This window comes from Candidatus Cloacimonadaceae bacterium (assembly GCA_030693415.1).
Lineage (GTDB): Bacteria > Cloacimonadota > Cloacimonadia > Cloacimonadales > Cloacimonadaceae > JAUYAR01.
Genome location: JAUYAR010000029.1, coordinates 40,385 through 61,323 on the forward strand (window position 1 = coordinate 40,385; position 20,939 = coordinate 61,323).

General features: G+C 50.1%; 16 protein-coding genes and 1 tRNA gene. 6 read left to right on the top strand and 11 right to left on the bottom strand.

Annotated elements, in window-relative coordinates; all coding sequences use genetic code 11:
- The first annotated feature begins 7 nt into the window (after positions 1-7).
- Positions 8-757 (top strand): RsmE family RNA methyltransferase, encoded by a 750-nt coding sequence (locus Q8M98_02120; GenBank protein MDP3113551.1) that lies wholly within the window; start codon positions 8-10, stop codon positions 755-757.
- Here the strand turns inward: Q8M98_02120 and Q8M98_02125 are convergent.
- The 8 genes from Q8M98_02125 to Q8M98_02160 form a co-directional block, all read right to left on the bottom strand.
- Positions 721-1,968, bottom strand: a complete 1,248-nt coding sequence (locus tag Q8M98_02125) for a hypothetical protein (protein MDP3113552.1) — start codon at positions 1,966-1,968, stop codon at positions 721-723. The two genes, Q8M98_02120 and Q8M98_02125, sit on opposite strands and share 37 nt — an antisense overlap.
- Entirely contained in the window at positions 1,952-3,031 is a 1,080-nt protein-coding gene (lpxK, locus tag Q8M98_02130; GenBank protein MDP3113553.1) for a tetraacyldisaccharide 4'-kinase, read from the bottom strand. The genes Q8M98_02125 and lpxK overlap by 17 nt, the downstream gene beginning before the upstream one ends.
- A complete protein-coding gene (locus Q8M98_02135) occupies positions 3,028-3,414 on the bottom strand; it encodes a response regulator (protein MDP3113554.1) in 387 nt (128 codons plus the stop codon). Before Q8M98_02135 ends, lpxK begins: the two co-directional genes overlap by 4 nt.
- 1 nt (position 3,415) lies before the next feature.
- Positions 3,416-4,297 (bottom strand): phosphoribosylaminoimidazolesuccinocarboxamide synthase, encoded by an 882-nt coding sequence (locus Q8M98_02140; GenBank protein MDP3113555.1) that lies wholly within the window; start codon positions 4,295-4,297, stop codon positions 3,416-3,418.
- On the bottom strand, positions 4,297-5,247 hold the full coding sequence (locus tag Q8M98_02145) for a hypothetical protein (protein ID MDP3113556.1): 951 nt from the start codon (positions 5,245-5,247) through the stop codon (positions 4,297-4,299). Before Q8M98_02145 ends, Q8M98_02140 begins: the two co-directional genes overlap by 1 nt.
- A 93-nt stretch (positions 5,248-5,340) precedes the next feature.
- Positions 5,341-6,420, bottom strand: coding sequence for a tRNA 2-thiouridine(34) synthase MnmA (gene mnmA / locus Q8M98_02150; GenBank protein ID MDP3113557.1), 1,080 nt, complete (start codon positions 6,418-6,420; stop codon positions 5,341-5,343).
- On the bottom strand, positions 6,417-7,397 hold the full coding sequence (locus Q8M98_02155; GenBank protein ID MDP3113558.1) for a 2-hydroxyacyl-CoA dehydratase family protein: 981 nt from the start codon (positions 7,395-7,397) through the stop codon (positions 6,417-6,419). The genes mnmA and Q8M98_02155 overlap by 4 nt, the downstream gene beginning before the upstream one ends.
- Positions 7,387-9,306, bottom strand: coding sequence for an ABC-F family ATP-binding cassette domain-containing protein (locus tag Q8M98_02160; protein MDP3113559.1), 1,920 nt, complete (start codon positions 9,304-9,306; stop codon positions 7,387-7,389). The genes Q8M98_02155 and Q8M98_02160 overlap by 11 nt, the downstream gene beginning before the upstream one ends.
- 154 nt (positions 9,307-9,460) lie before the next feature.
- Between Q8M98_02160 and Q8M98_02165 the strand changes: the two genes are divergently transcribed.
- Positions 9,461-9,538, top strand: a tRNA-Pro gene (locus Q8M98_02165).
- A 297-nt stretch (positions 9,539-9,835) separates the two neighbouring features.
- Here Q8M98_02165 and Q8M98_02170 read toward each other — a convergent pair.
- Complete coding sequence (locus Q8M98_02170) at positions 9,836-10,852, bottom strand: radical SAM protein (protein ID MDP3113560.1); 1,017 nt, start codon at positions 10,850-10,852, stop codon at positions 9,836-9,838.
- A 261-nt stretch (positions 10,853-11,113) separates the two neighbouring features.
- Between Q8M98_02170 and Q8M98_02175 the strand changes: the two genes are divergently transcribed.
- On the top strand, positions 11,114-11,674 hold the full coding sequence (locus Q8M98_02175; GenBank protein MDP3113561.1) for a GyrI-like domain-containing protein: 561 nt from the start codon (positions 11,114-11,116) through the stop codon (positions 11,672-11,674).
- A gap of 117 nt (positions 11,675-11,791) precedes the next feature.
- Here the strand turns inward: Q8M98_02175 and Q8M98_02180 are convergent, their stop codons facing one another.
- A complete protein-coding gene (locus tag Q8M98_02180; protein MDP3113562.1) occupies positions 11,792-13,084 on the bottom strand; it encodes a hypothetical protein in 1,293 nt (430 codons plus the stop codon).
- Positions 13,085-13,088: 4 nt separating this feature from the next.
- Positions 13,089-13,502: an SWIM zinc finger family protein gene (locus tag Q8M98_02185; protein ID MDP3113563.1), complete on the bottom strand. Its 414-nt coding sequence runs from the start codon at positions 13,500-13,502 to the stop codon at positions 13,089-13,091.
- 1,236 nt (positions 13,503-14,738) lie between these two features.
- On the opposite strand from Q8M98_02185, the gene Q8M98_02190 reads away from it, so the two are divergent.
- From Q8M98_02190 to Q8M98_02200, 3 genes are all read left to right on the top strand, one after another.
- Positions 14,739-17,177 carry an FAD-dependent oxidoreductase gene (locus Q8M98_02190; GenBank protein ID MDP3113564.1) on the top strand — a complete coding sequence of 813 codons (2,439 nt, stop codon included), beginning with the start codon at positions 14,739-14,741 and terminating at the stop codon, positions 17,175-17,177.
- Positions 17,178-17,237: 60 nt separating this feature from the next.
- A complete protein-coding gene (locus tag Q8M98_02195) occupies positions 17,238-18,086 on the top strand; it encodes a hypothetical protein (protein ID MDP3113565.1) in 849 nt (282 codons plus the stop codon).
- 144 nt (positions 18,087-18,230) lie between these two features.
- Entirely contained in the window at positions 18,231-20,459 is a 2,229-nt protein-coding gene (locus Q8M98_02200) for a heavy metal translocating P-type ATPase (GenBank protein MDP3113566.1), read from the top strand.
- Positions 20,460-20,939 lie beyond the last annotated feature (480 nt).

Sequence of the window (20,939 nt, forward strand, 5' to 3'; positions counted from 1 at the left end):
TGACATTATGCCATCATATTACTGCCCCGAACTGAATCAGTCCAAACCCATAATGGGCACGCGGATCAGTCTCGCAGGTAGCGAAGCGCATCATCTGATCAAGGTCTTGCATGCCAGAGCGGGGGACTATATCAAGTTAAATTCCGGAAGCGGCATCTTTGCGGCAGCGGTGATCACCACTTTGGACAAACACATTGTGGAAGCGGAGTTGACGTCTTTTGAAAGCGTCAAACGCTCCTTACCGGAATATGCCATTGCTTTTTCGCTGCTCAAGAACAAACACGACGAATTGCTTCTCGAAAAGTGCACCGAGCTGGGTGCAAGCGCGTTCTTTCCCTTTACCGGCGTAAATTCAGTGCGCAAGGGATCGGAGAACGCCATTGACCGCTTTGAAAAGATCGCCCTGGCAGCGATCAAGCAATGCGACAATCCCTGGCTGCCAAAGGTCTCTCAGGCATTACCACTGAAAAAGGCGCTTGAAAAAGCGATCGCAGAAGGTTTTCAACCTATTATCTGTTCTGAACTGCGTCCGCAGGTTTGGCTGCATCATTTGTCTTTCGAAGAAATCGGGCGTCCCTGTTTCGTAATCGGTCCCGAGGGCGGTTTTTCAATTGAGGAATATCGGATGTTTTCTGGTTCCGCCTATCAGGAAATATCTTTGGGGCACCTGATCACAAGAGCGGAGACAGCCGCCATCGCCATCGCCGCGCAGTTCAATGCCTACGCAAACCAAGGCAAGACAATCGGCACCACATAATACACCCACAGCGTGATGATCCCCGCGCTACTTAGATTCATCAGCAAACCCGCACCCATCATATAGAACAGCGATACCTTCGAGGAAGATCCATAGCCCAAGCCGTTGGATGGGGTCGCGATCGGAGACATGAATGCGCAGGTCGAGCAGAGTGAGATGACCAACATCATCTCCCAAGATATTTCGGGAAAGACCTTCGTGAGCGGAAAGAGGGTCATGAACATGCTGATCTGGATCACGGAATTGCTCACCAGTTCCGTCGCGAAGGTCGTGATCAGTGCGATTATCAGTAGCAGCAAGAGCAGCGAATAATCCGCTTTGATCCAGGTGACCGCGTATCCGGCAACGCTTTCCGGAAACTTCAACAAGACCAACACCAGGGTGAGCAATATCCCTCCCAATATCCAAAGCAATCCCTTTTTCGGCACGTCGTGCAGGATGTCTTTGGCGGTCAACAGCACGATCTTCTCGCGATCTTTGAATATCCTAAACTTATGCAGGAAGAAGATATAGAGGAAAAGCAAAGTCCAGATCGAATTGATGATATAGATCTCGGGACGATGGGTTCTGAAGAAGGTCATGGAAAAAGACAGCAACGCGGAGCTGACCATGAATGCGATTGCCAGAAGAATGCATAGTTTTTGCGCACTCAGCGGGAACTCAAGGGTGCTGAGATGTTGGCGGATATTCAAACCCGAAAGTTTGTGATTGGGACGGAAAACCAGCATCAGGATCAGCCAACCCACCACGCAGAGAATGAATGCCAGCGGAAGCGCCCAAGCCATCCAGGATAGGAAGGTGAAGCTGTGACTGATGGGAAACTTGTAGGCTTCAAACATCCCCACGAGGATGCCGTTGGTCGTCGTTCCAGTCAGCATTCCCATGCCTCCGATATTGGCGCCCCAGATGGCAGCTAACATCACCAGAGTGTTGAATTTCCTCTTTTCCGATGGCTTGCCGTCATATTCCGCCTGAATCATGATCAATACCGGCACCAGTGCCATCAGCGTGATCACGTTGGCGATCACGATGGAGAGCAGCGCCGTGCCGGAAATCAACAGCCAGGTGAGCCTGGAGATGGAAACGTGCTTTTCCTCAAATAGCCAATAGACAATGCGTTGCGGCAGCATGAAACGCACAAAAACCCGCGAGATCAGATATGAGATCAGGAAAAAGTGGATGAGCTGGATCTTGTCAAGATACTCGTACATTCTCGATCCTCTTCATGATATCTTCCATTAGCGCAGCGTCATCATCGCAAGCCAGATCAAGCACCAACGCCGTAAGCAGGGCTTGGATGTCTTGGTGTCGGCTCAGTTTCATGATATCCTTCTCGGTGCAGACTATGCGCTCTATACTGTTATCTTTACAATAAGTTATGATGTCCGAAACGGATGACTGACCACTGTAGGAATAGTGATCAGGGAAGGCGAAATGCTCCCGGATATCGATACCGAGTGAGTGAACGCTTTTGGTGAGTGAATCAGGATTGGCGATGCCGGAAACGAGGATGCAGCGCTTGTTCTTAATCAATTCCAACGGGATCGGATTGCCTTCAAAATCCCTGCCCATCGTGATCCGATAGTCACAGGTATAGATATCCCCGCCCAAAAGCCTTAAATGGCTGTTCAGCGCGGAGATGTCCGCATCGGGGTGTTTGCGGTTAATGACGATGATCTGGGCGTCTCTCAAAGCGGAAAGCGGTTCGCGCAGATAACCGGCAGGTATGAGCAAACCGTTGCCGATGCCTGTGTCCGCATCAAAACAAGCGATGTCGATGTTCCGCCGCACCTTGAGATGTTGAAACCCATCGTCCATGATGACGATCTGGGTATCGGGATGGCTACCGAGGATGAGACTAATCGCCGCTTTGCGGTCTCGACCGACGGCTACGGGAATTCCCTTCAAGCGGCTGGCTATGAGATATGCCTCATCCCCACAGAGACTTGCGGGGTAGAGCAGCGAATCCTCGTCCGAGATCAGATGTGGTGAATGCTCAAAACCACCTTTGTATCCGCGATGCGAGACAGCGACCTTGAATCCTTTTCCGGTCAGCGCTTTTGCCAGATGGATGGTCAGAGGAGTCTTGCCGCTGCCGCCGCTGGTAATATTGCCAATGCTGATAACAAAGCAGGGCGCTTGAAAAGCTCCGATGCGTATCAGCTTGCGGCGCCAGGTTTGCATGAAAGCGTTTAAAAATGATAAAGGACTTAGCAGATAGCTAAGTCCTGAGCGTTTCAAAAGGTGTCTGTTGATGAAACGGTGAGAGATCACGGTTTCGGACTTTCCGCCAATCTCCGGTTGATGAGTTCGGCGAGTACTTCCACGTCGAAGGGTTTATAGAGGACGTCTTTGAGTCCGTTGGTTTTGGCACGCACCAACACGTGATTGGGATCATAGCCAAAGCCGGTCATCATGATCACGGGGATGGCGGAGCAATAATCCTTCACGCGCCAGTAGAGCTCATAACCATCCATATCCGGCATGGCGATATCCGTCACGACGAGGTCGATCTCGCCCTTGAGGATCTCCTTGAGCGCCTGCATCCCATTGGAATACGTGAGGATAGACCAGTCCGGGCGCATGGACGTGAGCTCGATTCTGAGGTTCTGGGTCAGTTCGTCTTCGTCATCTACGATGCAAATCAACTTGGGCATCTCAGATTGTTTCTCCAGTGATGATTTTATAGATTTGGGCATATTTTTCTCGGGTTTTGGTAATGATATCCTCCGGTAGATGAGGAGCCGGGGGTTGTTTGTCCCAGCCGGTCTGATTCAGATAATCGCGGACAAACTGCTTGTCATAACTCTTGGGGCTTTTGCCGATCTCATAATCCACCAGCGCCCAGAATCTTGAGGAATCCGGGGTGAGAGCTTCGTCGATGAGATACACTTCGCCGCCAATAGTGCCAAATTCAAATTTGGTGTCCGCGACCACGATGTTTTGATGCATCATTAGTTCATGGGCATAGCTATAGAGCGCCAGCGAGCTGTCCTTGAGAAAGAGGGCGAGCTTTTCGTCCAGGCGGCTCAGCATCTCGCGATAGCTGATGTTTTCATCGTGCCCCCCGAACGCTTTGGTGGAAGGCGTGAACAGCGGCTGGATAAACTTCTGGCTTTCCTGCATCTGATCGGGGAGGAGCATGCCGCCTACCGTATTTGTATTTTTGTATTCCGACCAGGCACTGCCGCTGATATATCCGCGCACGATGCACTCAAAGGGTATCACGCGGGTCTTTTTGACCAGCATGCTGCGTCCTTCCAGATAATCCCAGAACGGTAAAAAATCGACCGGGTAATCCGCAACTTGGTCGCTGAGAAAGTGATTTTTGACGATATGCGCGGTAGTCTTGAAGAAATGCGCGGCGATCTTGTTCAGCATCTTTCCCTTGTCCGGAACCGGATCAGGGAAGACGACATCGAAAGCGGAGATGCGGTCTGAAGTGACGATCAGCATGGTCTCGCCGAGATCATAAATATCGCGCACTTTGCCTTGCCGGTTGTCTCTCACGATGTCCAGTTTACTGATATGATCATGCATTAGTTCACCTCTTTATGCTTTGTGTAGTATTCGTAGATGATGCGGGCTTCGTCCACGAGATCGAGATTGAGCGCCAGGGCTTCGTTGGGGCGATACAGAGTGATGCTTTGGGGAAAGTGATACTCACAATCTTCAATGCAGCACCAGATGATTTGTCCGTTTACCACCTTCAAATCAGGCTCATCGAAAGCAAGCTCTTTTCCAATGTAGAGGAAGTTCAGCCAGTCCCGATAGCGTTTTAGCAGGTCGAGTTCGTCGTCAAGCAGATCCGCTTTTTCAAATTCCAGATTGTCAAAATAGGCATCCCGGTGTTTTTGGATCATGTCGATGATAGCATTTTGGGGATGGACGTAAGCTTCTTTGAGCAGTGGGACAAGCTTTTCCAAGCTCGCTTGCGGTATGCCGGATTGTTCGCTATCGAGGCTGAGACAATAGCCTCTGCAGATATCTTTATCGAGCTTGTCGCAGGGATAAGTGTCGGTCTCGCAATAAGGTATCTTCAGGATGCGGGAGATGCTTTCCATCACGTCCGCGAGGAAAAAGCGGCTGCGAAAAGGACCAAGATAGAACCAATCGTCGTTGGTATGGGATTCGATAGTAACGAAAGGAAAGCGCAGGGCGTCGATGCCCAAATAGACATAGCTGCCCCAAGTGTGGATGCGTTGCTGAAAAGCTGGATGGGTTTTCTGGAGTGCTATCTTATATTGGATGAGAGCGGAAATCGCGGTTTCGTGATCCATAAAGTGCAGTGTGCTCGCTTCTGATCTCAGCTCCGCATAGAGCTTGTCCTCATCGGCTTTTTCCCAGATCATTTTCAGGCGATGCGGGAGGTTTCCGGAATAGCCGCAATAGAGATGTTCCTTGCCCTTTTTGAGGGTAAAGAAACACCAGCCGGAAGGGATTTCCGCGATGATGTCGTTTATGCTTTTATCCAGTTTTATGCTTTTCATGCAAGCCACAGTTTTCGCGCTGTGCTTTGTGTCAATGAAAGATTGCCTTTGCCGGACTGAACAGCGCTCAAGATTTTATCCAAAAAGCACTTCTCAATCAATGATGCCTCCGCCGAGGAGGGTGTTTTCATGATAGATTGCCACAACCTGACCGGGAGTGATGGAAAGCTGCTCAAGGTTGAAGATCACGCGCACTTTGTTCTTTCCCAAAGGGATGACCGTGCATGGCGCGGGATCGTGTTGCAAACGTATCTTGGCAGAGGCTTTGATTTCTGTTTCCGGTGGCGCAATAGAAAGCCAGTTCACGTTGCTTGCGCTCAGTTCTTTCCGGTAAAGGTATTGCTTTGGACCCATGACGACGCGGTTGGCTTGCGCGTCGATGGAAAGCACATACCAGGGTTCGCTCCGCCCGCTGATTCCAAGGTTGCGTCTTTGTCCGATAGTATAGTGGATCAAGCCCTTGTGCGTTCCGATCACATTGTTCTGAAGATCCACGATATCGCCTTCGGAAAAGGCGTTTTGCTCAAATAGCACACTATAATCATCCGTTTCGAGAAAGTCCTGGCTTTCTTTTTTCTCGGTCAGATAGGTAAAACCCTTTCGCTTTGCGAGCTCGCGAATCTCCGCCTTGGTGAGCTCTCCCAAGGGAAAGATCACGTGCGAAAGCTGCTTTTGAGACAGGAAACAAAGGAAATAGGATTGATCCTTGCCGCTATCCGCTGCGCGATGCAACTGCCAACGCTGCAATGCCTTGTCATAGCTCTTCCGCACATAGTGCCCGGTGGCGAAATAGTCGAAATCCAGCCCCATCGCTTTTGCCCTTTCCGGCAGGAAGCCAAATTTCATGCGTTGGTTGCACATCACACAGGGGTTGGGGGTTTTACCATCCAAGTAGGTATCGCAGAAATAGGAGAGCACGTTTTGGGAGAATTCCTCTTTGAGCTCGATGATATAGTGCTCGATACCCAATTCCGCGCAGGCTTTTTTTGCCGCCTCAAGATCATGGATTTCCCCCGGTCCATAGCACCCGCTCTTGATCGATTCCTTGATGTCGATGCTGTCGTCCCAGATCGCCATAGTGATACCGATCACCTCATATCCTTGTTCCAGAAGCAGCAGAGCGCTCATGGTGGAATCGATCCCGCCGCTCATGCCAAGCGCCACTTTTTTCATCCGTGCACCTCAAAAAAGCTTTCCAGCCGCAGTAATGTGCGGTTGTCGATTTCCTCGGGTTGATCGCCTTCCAAGGTTAGAAAAGGAAGGTCTATGTATTTCTTGAGCAGGATGTTATCAATCTGTAGGTGGCAAAAGGACTGCGTGTAGCTGATCACGACGTCGATCTTCCTTTTTTTTAGCTCGGGTATGATGTCTTTCAGCCGCGCGAATACGCTGTAGGAATATGTATATGCGATGTATTGGTCTACGATGTCCGGCAAGAGATGCGGCATGGAAAACTGGCGCTGCACTTCGTTGAAGACGACGCCGGAGCCCAGATCGGAGATGGTGTCATAGAGATTTTGGTAGATCGGCGGCACCCCGAGATAGGCAACCCGCAGCTTGAGCTTGAGGGGATCACGCAAGGCGGCTTCGCGCATAAAAGCATCCAGCTCTTCCTCAAAGCGGTCTGGATCGCCGTTGAAATCGGAGGAATTCACCAACCAAAAGTGGTTTTCCTTTCCGCTGACGATTCCCTCTCTCCAGGTCCATTCATCAAGGCATACGAGCTTGGCGCGGATTTCATCAAGGCGGCGTTTTTGCTTTAATGTTTCTTCACGGCTCACCCCAAAATGCCGTTCCAGACGCGCGATTTCGGCATTCATCTGTTCTTGCGAGCGCTCCGGAGGAAAGGAGAAATGCCGGATCGGCATACCTTCCTCGCCAAGCATTTCAACCAGAGACTGCCCGTTTGAACAATCCCCTTGCACGATCCCGATCACTTCATCGAGATTGGCGGCAAGCGCGGCGGCATAATTTCCCTTGATCCATGAGCAAATCGTGCGTGGAAATCCTTTCAGTTCGGCATGATGGATGTGCTTCGCCGAATCACCTGTGAGAAAGATGTTGTTTAGATCGATGGGAATGTGCCCCGCGGCAAAGACCACTTCCACGGGAAATGAGGTGGTGAATCCGACGCGGCGTTTAGTCTTCATAACTCATACTCAAATATTGGTCTTCCAGATCAAGTATATGGCTTCGCGCTTCACGGATTTCCTCCTCCAGACGCTGCATCGCTTCACGCAGAGAAGGCAGGCTGCTTTCGTCCGCATAGGTCTGGGGCGAGGAAAGCCTTTCGTGGATTCGGTTCAGATCCAGATTAAGCCCTTCGAGCAGGCTGCTTTGCGCTTCGATGTTTTTGTGGATTTGTTCCAAATGCCAGGGGTTGATCTTGCGTTTTTTCTCCCGCGGGGTTGGGGATTTTTTTATGACCTCCGCAGCGGCAAAGGCAAGTCCGATGGCGGCTTGCGCGTCCGTGTCAGGTTGTTCGACGCTTGTATAGATGTTTCTGCCGTTGGCTTTTTTGCAGAAGACCCAAAACTTATCGGCAAGTTCACAGAGGAAATAGCGATCGTGAGAGACGAAGATGATCGTGCCCCGATATGCCTTGAGCGCGTCTAATAGGGAATCCGCCATACCGATATCCAGATGATTGGTGGGCTCGTCCATGATCAAAAGATTGGGATTTTGGTGGATCAGCACGCAAAGATATAGACGGGATTTTTCGCCGCCGCTGAGAACAGCTACTCTTTTTTCCACGTCGTCTCCGGTGAATCCAAACCGCGCCAACCATGATAGCACATAGCCGCGCGTGGCGTCCGGAACGATCTGCCAGAGCGTTTCCATCACCGTCAGGCTCTCCTCAAGGGAGACCTGATGTTGGTCAAAATAGCCGATCGACAGGCTGGCTCCGGTTTTGAACAGACCTTTTGAGATATCGTGTTCGCCCAATAGAATCTTCAAAAGCGTGGTTTTGCCGCAGCCATTGGGACCGAGGATGCAAATCCTGTCCTGAAAGTGGGCGCGGATATTGACTTCCCGGGCGAGTTCGATCCCGCCCGGAATACCAAATGAGACATCCTGCAATGTATAAACGTCGTTTCCGCTACGGGAAGAACTGTTCAATGGCAGGCGCAAACGCTTTTCGCTACCAGGTTTTTGCACGATCTCGATGCGCTGCAGCATCTTGAGCCTGGATTTTGCCTGATTGGTCTTCTGCCCGGCGATGTTTTTTTGGATGAAGGCGCGGGTCTCTTCCAGAAACTTCTGCTGGCGTTCATATTGACGTTCCATGCTCATCCTGGCAATCTCGTCAGCGGCTTTGAACGAGCTGTAGTTTCCCTTGGTGATGGCAAGTCCGGCATCGCGAAGGAGATAGATGGAGCTGACGGTATTATCCAGAAAACGCCGGTCGTGAGAGACGATCAGATAGGGTTTGTCCTGTTTGAGCAGATAGTTTTCCAGCCAGGTGATCATCGCGATATCCAGATGATTGGTGGGCTCATCCAGGATCAATACGTCGTGCGGCATCAAAAGCATGGAGGCGAGGCAGATCCTGGTTTGCTCTCCGCCGCTAAACAAGCCCAAAGGCTTTTCAAGGTTTCCGATGCCGATACCAAGGGACTCAAGCACATACTTGATCTCGTTGTCCCATTCGAAACCGCCCAGAGCGGTGAAACGTTCCACCGCCTCCGCCAGTTTTTGTTCGGTGGAAAGATCAAGATTGAGCCGGTTGGACAGCGTGGTGATCTGCTTTTCCAGATTACCGATCTCCGGGCGGCTGGTTTTGATATAGTCCACCAGGCGCAGCTCCCCCTCCAGTTGCATATTCTGGGGCAGATAGGCAACCCGGCAAGTTTTGGCACGCAGCACCTTTCCTTCAGTGGGTTGAAGCAAGCCAAGCATCAGGCGGATCAGAGTGCTTTTCCCGCTTCCGTTGGCGCCGATCAGTCCAATGCGACTGTTGCGTTCCACGGTGCAGGAAATGTTCCGCAAAATGTAGTTCCCCCCAAATTCCAGAGAAAGATCGATGACCTGTATCAAGCTCATATTTTTTTTCTTCATTCGCCTGATGGATACGGATTTGAAACCGCGCCGGCAGGCAAAACCAGTCCTCTATTTTGAATCTGGAAGTCATTTTATTCCAAGCCCTCTAATGTCAAATACAAATTTTCCTTGTCAAAATAGCGCCCTCCAATTTCCGTGAACTCTACCGGCTCGGGATGTAGCGCAGTCCGGCTAGCGTACTTGAATGGGGTTCAAGTGGTCGCAGGTTCAAATCCTGTCATCCCGACCAGTTTTTTTTTGAGCGGAAAATCAAAGGGTATTTTTGCAAAACAGAAAGGCACAGAGCTTGCCGGCATTGGGTTTGGGCACCATTATCAGATCTCCACATGCACTATTTGTATGAGTCCATTTCTCTTTTTTCCACGATCCTTGATCGATATCCTCCTGTCATCCACCTGTCATCCTCCTGTCTTTATGACAAGAGGATGACAGGTGGATGACAGGAAGTATGCATGAGGCTATTGGGAAAGATGCGGTTTTTTGGTCAAGGTATTGAATGCGTTAGAATACACGGAAAAGAAGCTGTCTATCCTTTGCCCAGATACTGTCTGATGGTGCCCAGATGCAAGTAGGAGAGAGCTCTGGAGCTGACGGTGTAGCAGGTGTTCCAACAGCCCTGACAGCTCTGAAAGTCCTCTTGTTGCGCTTTCCAGTCTCCGGCCCGAAAGATGTCCTCGATGTCGCTTGTGATCAGGTTTCCGATGGCATTGGGCATGCAGGTGTGGATGTCACCTTTTTCGTGGATGAAAAACTTGCTGCCAAAGGTGGGTGAGATCAGATAGGGGCATTGCTTGTTCATCGCTCCGTGCTGCAGCTTTTCCAGGCCGTCAAAATACCAGAGCGGAGTCTTGAGGTTTTTCGCTTTGCGGATCAAGGCGATCGCGTTCAGGATTTGGTCCTTGTCCTTGATCTTCAGGATGTCTTCCTCACGGTGATTTGCCGAGCCCCAACGGTAGAGATCGATGTTTATGTTCCAATCCAGCTCTTCCAATCGCGCTATGATGCGAGGCAATTGATCGATGTTCAAAGCGCTGACCACGACGGTGGCGGTGGGTTTCTTTTGATAGGCTCCGCTTTTGCGCAGTTCATTGATCATCAGCATGGCGCGTTCGACGGTTCGCTGCACTTTGGAAGCGCCACGAAGCTTGTCCGCGACCTCTGCGAAGCCATCATAGGAAGTGTGGATGCCCACGTGATATTTGATCGCCAAACCGATCACCTTGTCCTGCAAGGCGTCGGAATAATAGAGGTTGGTCAGCAGGTTCACCGATCTGAAGTTCGCCGCTTCCGCGATCTGAAAGATCCGTTCGAGCTGAGGATGCAGAGCAGGCTCGCCACCGGTGAGGGAAAGAACCCTCGTGCCATATTTGCGGAGCCGGGCAGTGATCACGCCAAAGGTTTCGGGATCCATGAAAGAGCCGTCGGATTGGCTGGGAATGCTGCATTGCAGACAGTTTTGGGAGCAAAGCGAACATATCCGGATCGAGCAGAAAAACATCGATGGTCTGCGCAGAAAAAACTTCTTGAGGTGCGTTACCGCCATGATACATCCTATCGGGGTATTTTGTATTTGCTGCACTGACTTCTGGGTGGGGAAGATGGCATTGCAGCTCTGCCAGCTTTCCTTTATGTGCTGTTTTGCATCTCAAAACCGCCCTGCAAATCGGTCAAGTTATTTGTGTAATATTTTCCTGATACGGTAAGGGGTGTGGATGTTTTGATCAGTTTTCACATGAATCCCGGCTTGACAATATTCCCCTCGCGGATAGGATTGTCTCAGCAAAGATTTTCCTAAGGAGACAAGATGAAGACAATGATACTGCTGAGCCTTTTACTCATGATCTTCGGCGCGGCGCTTTATGCCGAAGCCACCGAAGAGATCAAGCTTGACGATCCCCGCGAAGAGAAACTGGAAGCCTTTCATGTGATCGGTCTGCAAATCAAGGATTCCATGGAATCAGAGGAAATGATGAAGCTTTGGATGGATTATTTCGAGGTTCGTGATCTGATCCCGGATCGCTATCCGGAGGCTGATTATGGCGTCACCTATTTCACCGAGGACTTTGATCCCCAGACCTGGAAAGGTTTCTACTACCTCGTCGGCTCGCAGGTCAAATCCCTCGAAAAGATCCCCGAACCCCTCGTCGGACACACCGTCCCCGGTGGATTATACCTCGTTTTTGAACACCTTGGCTCGGTCGCAAGCATCGGCAAAAGCTATGATTACATATTCTCGATGTATTTCATGGATAGCAAATATCAACCCCTTATGCAGGAAGTTTTCGAACGCTATGGCGAGCGCTTTAAACACGGAAACGACAAATCCGTCCTGGAAATCTGGGTACCGGTCAAGAGAAAAGGCTAATTACAGTCTGGGATCATTCACTGATCACTCATCTTTTCAGACAGAATGCTAAAGCCCCAACCGTTTAGGAATAAACGCGCCGATCGGCAAGAGCCTTTCTAACCCACGGATAATCGGCTATATCGCAGAGAAATTGTCGTTTAGCTCTCTCATCATTGCTTTGCGGTTTTTGTATTGTAGCTTGTAGAAATCGCGAATAGCGATTACTTTCGGTTTTCCGCCTTCGATTTCCAGCATTTGTTTCATGCAGCGGGTGATCCTTGGATATGCATTGGTATCAGCCACTTGGGATATTTTTTGCAGAAGCGCTTCAAAGAGTTGTAAAATCTCGCATGGAAAATCACCTGCAAGATGGGCAGCATATTTTTCCAGAAGATCTCCTCCGATCTGCATTTCTTGAATCAATTCCAGCAGGGCTTGGTTCATGTTATCGTGTTTGTAAATCATGGCTAATTTTTCAACTTGCGAAGAGCTTTTTACTGATTGGATGCGGGCGATGGTTCGATCCCGGAATTTGGCTCTATGCTCTTCCGGATACAGTGATTCGAGCTTGATGTATCTATCCAGACTGAAGTATTCGGTCCAAAATATCTCTTCCAACCATTTTCTTTGCTCGGGTATGTTTTCCGTCTGCTCGGCTATTTTCAGCAACAAGGCATGATATGAATTTATGTAGCGTGCTCTTTTCTCGGATATTGCATTTTGAATGCCCTGCAAGCAGAGCTCATTAGCTTCAGCATAGTTCTTTCCCTCGATCAGGGTGGAAATCAGTTTTTCTCTGATATTGTGATATTGTAGGTTTTCCTTCATTACTTGCATAGCGACTTCGGGGCGCCCGAGTTGCTTATACATATTGATCTTGCATCCGATAAGCCGTGCAACCATCCATTCCCGCTCAGTGTGTGCATCATGATGATCGATACACTTATCCAGTATTGTTAGAAATGATTCTTCCTGATTGATATTTGTAACCGCGTAAGCCATCAGACACAAGATGCTATTGTGTACATCGCTGCCCAGAAAACCAGGTTGCGTGCTGATGTCGTAGAGAAATTCAAATATATCGCTTTTGATCTGCGGCTTGCAGGATTCCCAAATGTCACCGATCGAATCGGTGATTTGTTCGGTGAGATGGGTAGTTTCCCCTTGATAATCAGGAAGATCATGGATGGAAACAAGGACTTCGCGCAGCATAACACTACAAATATCCCATGCCTCCTGGTGATTATCGTCCCGGACAAACTTTCTTGCCTGATCCAACAGGTCATGAAGCTCCAAATATACATCATCCGGGTCGTGATAATAGTCTCCATTGTCATAATCCCTGGCAGAATCCAAGGCATCGGTGACGAATAGATAGTAATCGTCCTTGTTATCCATGTTCCTCTCGGCAAAGTGCTTGTTAAACAATTTTTTAAGCTCCATCATCATGGGCAAAGAGATACTGGGCAAAGCTTTGCCATTCCGCGACACTAAGCTTTACCATTAGTTCTTTTGCCGGCTGACTTTTTTGGCTGGCATCGATTGCGCTATCGCAATTCGAGCTAATTACTGGGGCTTTGACAAGGATATCTTTCAGCATGATTGCCACAGCCGCGGTATGCTTGCAAACATCTCCCATATCAAAGGGACAAGAGCAATGCCACCTGATGATATCTTCATCCTTAAGCCAGATTTGAACCTTGTATTTATCAGTTCCCCTTACAAAGGCAACCCACTCACCGGGAGCGGCTTCGGAGAGCTTTTGGGTCAAACCGGATACTATGTAATCTTTGGCTCTGTCCAGAATAACAACCGGGATTTGCTCGATAAAATCCAGTATTTTCATTTCTTTATCACCATTAATCTAGTTTTTGTTAACCGTGTAATCGTGCTCTATTGTGTCATCGCTTTGATGTGGAGCAGGATGCCGATCCTACTCAGTAAACACTTTTTTACCGCGAGCAAGTGGCTTCACAATCCATTCCAATGACCTTTCTCCCAAAGAAAAAACATGGCAATCCTGTCAAGTGCAATCAGGTTTTTCTCACATCCCCCCGTTTTACATGCAGGGGATTTCCGGGCGCAATAATCCCTCCTCACAATCTTCAATCTGAGCTTTCCTACTTGCATGAACTCCCTTCGAGCATACTGTCTAACCAAGTCACAAAATTGTTTCCCCGTTTCAGTTTGATCCGTTTTGTGAAAGATGCCGGTAGCACAAAAGAGAAAGGGCATTCCACAATGGAGATGATCTTTTTGAAACAGGGCAGCACAAAAGATAAGCCCCGTAGGGGCGTCATATCTTAGCGAGGGACTTTACACCCCTCGCTATTCTTCTGATATTTATGGAAAAACAGCAATACCGGTAGCCATTGAGTAGAAAATTGGAAAGAAAAAAACTACGCTATCGCCCAAGAGCCGACAAACAAGAGCACTTGGGAAGGTAAGAGAAACTGCTCCAACTGCTCCAACTTGCTTTATTTTCAATCTATTGCCATTCCTTCCTCTTTCCAAGGCCTTAATCAAGCCTTAATCAAGCGTTAATCAAGCGTAATAAAACTAACGCTTGATTAACGCTTGATTAACGCTTGATTAACACTGTGGATGTAGCGCAGCATAGTGGAATCGGAAATCCAAGAAAAATTGCCTTAATTCCTGTGACCTGGCGTGTCACCCTGTGACCATCATGTGACTGAAAATAAGGCTGGTATTACAAATGGGAGAAAGCCTTATTGATTAATCATTGACAGAAATACATTGATCCAATTGTATGCTCTTTATTATCTGTCGTGATTATAAGTGAGGTTATTATGGTTGAAGTAAAATCGAAATTCTCGTCAATAACTTTCATATCCATAAAGTATCTACCTCTTGAGAATTGAGATTTGAGACGGCTTGCAGCTTTGCAGGGCTATAATACATCAAAGAATGGCAGACGCTCGGAAAACAGAGCCACTCAAGTGCGGATTTGCTTGATCCCGATCCACCAACCCCTCTCTTTCGATTTTCTCATTGACGAAAAAGGCGAACCGCGCAGAGAGTGATTGGATACGAAAATTGCCGTCCAGGCAAGGAGATAGATATGTTTTTGACCGACGCTCAATTGTTCTCGGAAATCCGGCGTTGCGAGTTTTGCGCCGAAAAGCCCTGTAAAACCGCCTGCCCTTGTGATTGTTCTCCGGCGGATTTCATCATGGCTGCCGCCAAAGGCAGGCCCTCGGATTTCAAGCGTGCCGCGGGCATCATCTTGTCCAGCAATCCATTGGGAGGGATTTGCGGAGACGTATGTCCTGATCATCACTGCGTGGAAGCCTGCTGTCGGGAGACCTTTGATCACCCGATAAATATCCCTGCCGTGCAATCCACGATCGTGCAAAAAGCGCGCGAACTGGGACAGATACCGGATTTTGTTTCGCCTGCCCAAAACGGAAAAAGGATTGCAATCGCGGGTGGGGGACCGGCAGGAGTGGGAGCTGCGGTTTCATTGATCCAGCTTGGCTATGAGGTGGACATCTATGATCCTGATATCCTTGGCGGACAAGTGAATCTGATCCCTGATGCCAGGCTTGACCGCGGAGTGTTGATCAGCGATCTGCTCTTTTTGACTGAAACCTTCAAAATCAATCACATCCGCCGCGCAGTGAAATCTGCAAAGGAGCTTTTGACAGATGGCTACGAGGCAGTCGTCCTCGCCGGAGGATTGAATCAGCCGATCCGGCTGAACATTCCCGGGGACGAAAGCGCCATCTATGGCTTTGATATATTGAAAAATCCCGGCTGCTACCTTTTCGAAGGCAAACGCATCGCCCTTGTGGGTGGCGCGATTGCTGCCGACCAGGCTTTGATCGCTGCTAAAAGAGGCGCCGCGCATGTGGAGATGTTTACGCTCGAATCCTGGGATGAAATGCCTTTAACCAAGGACGAAAAACTGGGTTTGACCGGTGCGGGAGTGGATTTTACGCACCGCACGCGCATCAGCGAAATCGTAAATGTAGCCGGAATAACCGTGGGGATCAAGATCAAGCCGGTTTTCCTGCCCAAAGGCGAAAACTTCCATCCCTCCAAGATTCAGGATGAAGCCGGCAGCACGGAACTCTACCGTCCCTTTGACCTCGTCGTGATCGCGGTAGGCAACAAACCCAATTTCAAAGAGGAAGGCGCATCTATCTATCACTGTGGAGACCAGGCAAATGGTCCCACAACCGTCGTGGAAGCGGTCGCTGCGGGCAAAAACACCGCCCTGAAGATCGACGCGGATATCCGAAACGCGCAAAAACCGCAAATCGACATCGAAACCAAGAGCTGCGTGCCCGTGCTTGGATGGAAAAAATATCCCGTGCCTCTGGACGCGGATTTCTTCGGACGCCGGATCGATTCCCCTTTTCTGCTTTCCGCTGCGCCGCCCACCGATGGCTATGAACAGATGAAGCTCGCCTATGAAGCCGGCTGGGCTGGCGGGATCATGAAAACCGCCTTTGACAACCTCGAAATCCACATCCCCGGCGAATATATGTTCGTTTGGAACGGTACCACTTTCGCCAATTGCGACAACGTCTCGGATCATCCGTTGGATCGCGTCTGCGAAGAGATTACGCGCCTGGTGAAAGAATATCCGGATAAACTGACGATGGCTTCCACTGGAGGACCCGTTTCCGGCGATGATGCCTCCGATATGCTTGTCTGGCAATCAAATACGCGCAAATTGGAAGCCGCGGGAGCGATGGGCATCGAATACAGCCTGTCCTGTCCGCAAGGCGGAGACGGCACGCATGGAGATATCGTTGCCCAGGATGCGGCGCTAACGTCGAAAATCATCGATTGGGTGATGCAGACTTCGGATGGAAAGATCCCCAAGCTCTTCAAACTAACCGGCGCCGTGACAGCGATTTATCCCATCGTGAACGCCGTGCGCAACGTGCTTGCCACATATCCGGACAAGAAAGCCGGAATCACTCTGGCAAACACCTTTCCCACCCTCGGTTTTCGTGAAAGAGAGGGTGCTTGGGACGAAGGAATCATCGTTGGCATGAGCGGCGAAGGCGTCCTTCCGATCAGCTATCTGAGCTTGGCAAGGGCATGCAGCATGGGGGTCACGGTCTCCGGAAACGGAGGCGCGATGAGCTATCTCGATGCCACGCACTTTCTTGCCCTCGGAGCCGCCAACGTGCAGTTTTGCACCATCGCCGAGAAATATGGCTATGGAATCATCGACGAGCTCAAACTTGGCTTGAGCCATTTGCTTGAGGCAAAAGGACTTGGCTCGGTATCAGAGCTGATCGGCATCGCGCAGCCGCGTCCGGTCACAGATTTTATGGATCTTCCGCCAAAAAGCAAGAGTTCGACGCTCTATCGCGAACTTTGCGTGCATTGCGGAAATTGCACCCGCTGCCCCTATCTGGCAATCACGCTTGATGAGGAGAAAAACCCCGTCATCGACAAAGACAAATGCGTGGGCTGCTCGCTCTGCGTGAAGCTTTGCTTTGCAGGAGCGCTCTATATGGGCGAGGATGATAAGGTTTGAAATATATGTTGAGACTGTGTCTCGGCAGCCAACCGGGACAATTAGAAAAGAGGCATTACGATGTTTAAGAGATTGCTGTTTATTCTGCTTCCTATTTTCAGCGCGATCGGATTCATCATGATCTCCGCGCATCCAGTGAATGAAGCGATCGTGGAAGACCTGCGCATTGACGAGGCTTCCGGGATCGCCGCCAGCTTCAAAACGGAAGGGATTCTCTATACCCACAACGATTCCGGCGGGGAAGCGGCAGTTTATACGCTCAACCAGAGAGGACTGATGCCCGCCAAACTAATGCTCTTTGGTATTAAAAACCGGGATTGGGAAGACATCGCAGTCTCCCGCGATCCAAAAGACGGCAGGTCATACGTATTTGTGGGTGAGATCGGAGACAACGGGGCGCGTTATTACTCAGTTTTTGTCTATCGTTTCGAGGAACCGGCGCTGGTCGATACCATTCTACCGATCAGAAGTATAGACAAGATCGAGATCCGGTATGAAGACGGACCCCGCGACGCGGAAGCGCTATTCGTTGACCCCAAAAGTGGTGATATCTATATCATCTCCAAACGGGAGGAAAAGGTTGGGCTCTATCAGATCGCTTATCCGCAATCCTTCAAGGATGTAAATACCGCCAAAAAAGTGGCAACTCTACCGATGACGATGGTGACCGCGGCTGATATCTCTCCGAATGGAAAATACATCATGGTAAAGACTTATACTGGTGTGGTACGCTATTCCAGAAGCGGGAAAACCACCATCGCCAAAGCTATGGGTAAAAAACCCAAGCCGATGCCATACAAGATCGAACCACAGGGAGAAGCGATCGGCTGGGGTTATGACGGTAAGGGCTATTTCTGCATCAGCGAACGCAGCGGCGAGCAGCCGTTGATTTTATATTATTACAAATAGAGGTTGGGACTGGCGCAGCGCGACACTTATTTGAACTGATCTGGTGCCAAGCCGGAGCTTGGGACTCCAAACGCTTTTTCTTATTGCCGTATTCAGCAAGCGGAATATCATATCTAACAGATAGATATTAAGGAAGATAAATCCATGATACAAAAGATAAACATCGGCATCGACGGGATGCATTGCGCCTCCTGCAGCGCGAACGTGGAAAAGGTGCTTGGCAAGCTTCCGGGGGTGATTTTGGCACACGTCAATCTTGCCCTTGAAGAAGCCAGCATTGAATTTGACGAACGGCGTTTAAGCCCTGAACAGATAAACAAAGCTATCATCGGAGCGGGTTATTCCGTGCGCGAGGAGGTCAACCTCAGCGAAGATGAGCAGATCCGCGCGATGAAAGACGGTTTCAGACGCATGATGTTGATGTGGGCGATCACCATCGTCATCACGGTATTCATGGTTCCAAATATGCTGATGGGCAAGATGCTGGTCTCGCATTCTTTCGACAATTGGTTCGTTTTCATCCTGACACTCGGAGCGCTGCTGTTTCCCGCCCGCGGAGTCTATATTTCCGCTTTCAAATCCGTGAAAAGCGGCTCCGCCAATATGGACGTTCTGATCGCCATGGGCACGCTTGCCGCTTTCGCGGTGCTGCCGCTTTCCTATCTGGTGGAAGGGGTCGAATCTCACAACTTCATCGGCATAGCGGCAATGATCCTGGCATTTCATCTAACCGGAAGATACCTTGAATACCGAGCCCGCGGGAAAGCATCCGAAGCGATCCGCAAACTCGTCAATCTGGGCGCCAAGACCGCTTTGATCATGGTGGAAGGCGTGGAAACCGAAGTTCCGATCCGCAAGATCAAGACCGACGACGTTTTCATCGTGAAACCGGGAATGAAGATCCCCACGGATGGCGTGATCATCGACGGGCAGGGCAACATCGACGAATCGATGGCGACCGGGGAATCCATGCCTCTGCTCAGAAAAGCGGGCGATCCGATCATCGGCGCGACCATCAATACCGATGGATATTTCAGCGCCAAAGCTACGAAAATCGGCAGCGACACCTTCCTCGCTCAGGTGATCAAACTGGTGCAGGATGCCCAACACTCCAAAGTGCCGATCCAGCTTCTGGCAGACAAGGTCACGGCGATCTTCGTGCCCACGATCCTGGTGCTGGCAAGCCTCACCTTTGCAGTGTGGATGCTGTTTCCGGAAACGATGGCAATGGCGGGAAACTTTCTGCGCGGATTCATCAATATCGCCATTCCGCCAAGCCCGATCGCGGCTGCATTGATGGCTGCGATCGCCACTCTCGTGATCGCTTGTCCATGCGCGTTGGGACTTGCCACTCCGACGGCGCTGATGGTGGGCAGCGGCATTGGTGCCAATCGCGGCATCCTCATTCGCAACGGCGAAGCGCTGCAGCGCATGAAAGATATCAAGGCGATCGTGTTTGACAAAACGGGCACCCTCACCCACGGAAAGCCGGAATTGGTGAAGATCCAGAGTTTCGGCGCCGATGAAAACGAAATCCTGGTGTTGGCGGCTTCACTGGAAAGCGGCAGCGAACATCCCCTGGCGAAGGCGATTCTGAAAGCTGCAACGGCAAAGAGCCTCACCACCAAAGAAATATCCGGCTTTGAAAACAATCCCGGCAAGGGCGTCAGTGCGATCATCGCGGGACAGATTATCCATGCCGGCAGTCTTTCATTCATTGAAGAGAAGGGTATTTCGACCTCGGGACTGGATGTCAACCCTCTATTAAAAGATTTCTCCTACGCCAGCCGCGTCTATCTTGCAGATAAATACGGAATCATGGCAGTAATTTACATCGCCGACAGCATCAGAAGCGAAGCGCGCGAGGTGATCCAAACCCTCAAAAGCATGGGCATCGAACCGATCATGCTAAGCGGTGACAATCAGGATACCGCGGATGCCATCGCCGCCCAATGCGGAATCTCGCGAACCCGCGCCAAAGCCCTACCCGCGGACAAAGTAAACATCATCCGCGAACTCCAACATGAATTTGGCGCCATCGCCATGGTGGGAGACGGCATCAACGACGCTCCCGCGCTCAAACAAGCGGACATCGGAATCGCCATGGGACAGGGAACGGACATTGCCATCGAGGCAGCGGACATCACGATCATGCGGGACAACCTGCACAGCCTGCCAATCGCCATCAACCTCTCCGTTCAGACCTTCCGCAAGATCCGCCAAAACCTTTTCTGGGCTTTCTTCTACAACCTTATCGCCATCCCCCTGGCGGTGATCGGAATCCTGCATCCCATCATTGCGGAAATCGCCATGGCAAGCAGCTCCGTGACCGTGGTGACCAATGCTAATTTGCTGAAGAGGAAGAAGATCTGAGATAGTGAATTGTAGCCATAGTTTCGCATAATGACAGCTAAGTTATTGATAAATAAGGGTTGATTTTTTCATTTTAGGCACTACTTTCGAACTGAGCAGAGGTGGTAACCGGAGCAACGCACTCACCCGCTCACCTGCGGTCTTCTTCTCGATAGAACACAGATGACGCGGATCGTTATGATCTTCATGATCATTATAACCTGAATCGAAACAACTCGTTCACCCTCTCACCCGTTCACTTGTTCACTCGTTCACTTCGCAGGATCTTCGCAGGATCGGCATCCTACGCTACAAAAACCCATCTTGCACCCTAAAAATCCGTTTCTTCCCCCTTTGCATTACGGAATCAATACGGACTCATTACGGACTAATACCAATTCGCTTTCATATATCCAAATTCATCCACTTAAAATAGGTCAGTCTTGAAACCATATCTTTGTTGTTGTCCAGGTATTCAAAGCTATCAATCAGGGCATTCTG

What these genes read in the sequence shown, in the direction of transcription:
- Q8M98_02135 (MDP3113554.1), bottom strand. Translation starts at nt 3,414, where the DNA reads ATGCCCAAGTTGATTTGCATCGTAGATGACGAAGACGAACTGACCCAG.
- Q8M98_02120 (MDP3113551.1), top strand. Translation starts at nt 8, where the DNA reads ATGCCATCATATTACTGCCCCGAACTGAATCAGTCCAAACCCATAATG.
- Q8M98_02160 (MDP3113559.1), bottom strand. Translation starts at nt 9,306, where the DNA reads ATGAAGAAAAAAAATATGAGCTTGATACAGGTCATCGATCTTTCTCTG.
- mnmA (MDP3113557.1), bottom strand. Translation starts at nt 6,420, where the DNA reads ATGAAAAAAGTGGCGCTTGGCATGAGCGGCGGGATCGATTCCACCATG.
- Q8M98_02190 (MDP3113564.1), top strand. Translation starts at nt 14,739, where the DNA reads ATGTTTTTGACCGACGCTCAATTGTTCTCGGAAATCCGGCGTTGCGAG.
- Q8M98_02155 (MDP3113558.1), bottom strand. Translation starts at nt 7,397, where the DNA reads ATGAAGACTAAACGCCGCGTCGGATTCACCACCTCATTTCCCGTGGAA.
- Q8M98_02195 (MDP3113565.1), top strand. Translation starts at nt 17,238, where the DNA reads ATGTTTAAGAGATTGCTGTTTATTCTGCTTCCTATTTTCAGCGCGATC.
- Q8M98_02140 (MDP3113555.1), bottom strand. Translation starts at nt 4,297, where the DNA reads ATGCATGATCATATCAGTAAACTGGACATCGTGAGAGACAACCGGCAA.
- Q8M98_02170 (MDP3113560.1), bottom strand. Translation starts at nt 10,852, where the DNA reads ATGGCGGTAACGCACCTCAAGAAGTTTTTTCTGCGCAGACCATCGATG.
- Q8M98_02175 (MDP3113561.1), top strand. Translation starts at nt 11,114, where the DNA reads ATGAAGACAATGATACTGCTGAGCCTTTTACTCATGATCTTCGGCGCG.
- Q8M98_02185 (MDP3113563.1), bottom strand. Translation starts at nt 13,502, where the DNA reads ATGAAAATACTGGATTTTATCGAGCAAATCCCGGTTGTTATTCTGGAC.
- Q8M98_02200 (MDP3113566.1), top strand. Translation starts at nt 18,231, where the DNA reads ATGATACAAAAGATAAACATCGGCATCGACGGGATGCATTGCGCCTCC.
- Q8M98_02145 (MDP3113556.1), bottom strand. Translation starts at nt 5,247, where the DNA reads ATGAAAAGCATAAAACTGGATAAAAGCATAAACGACATCATCGCGGAA.
- Q8M98_02125 (MDP3113552.1), bottom strand. Translation starts at nt 1,968, where the DNA reads ATGTACGAGTATCTTGACAAGATCCAGCTCATCCACTTTTTCCTGATC.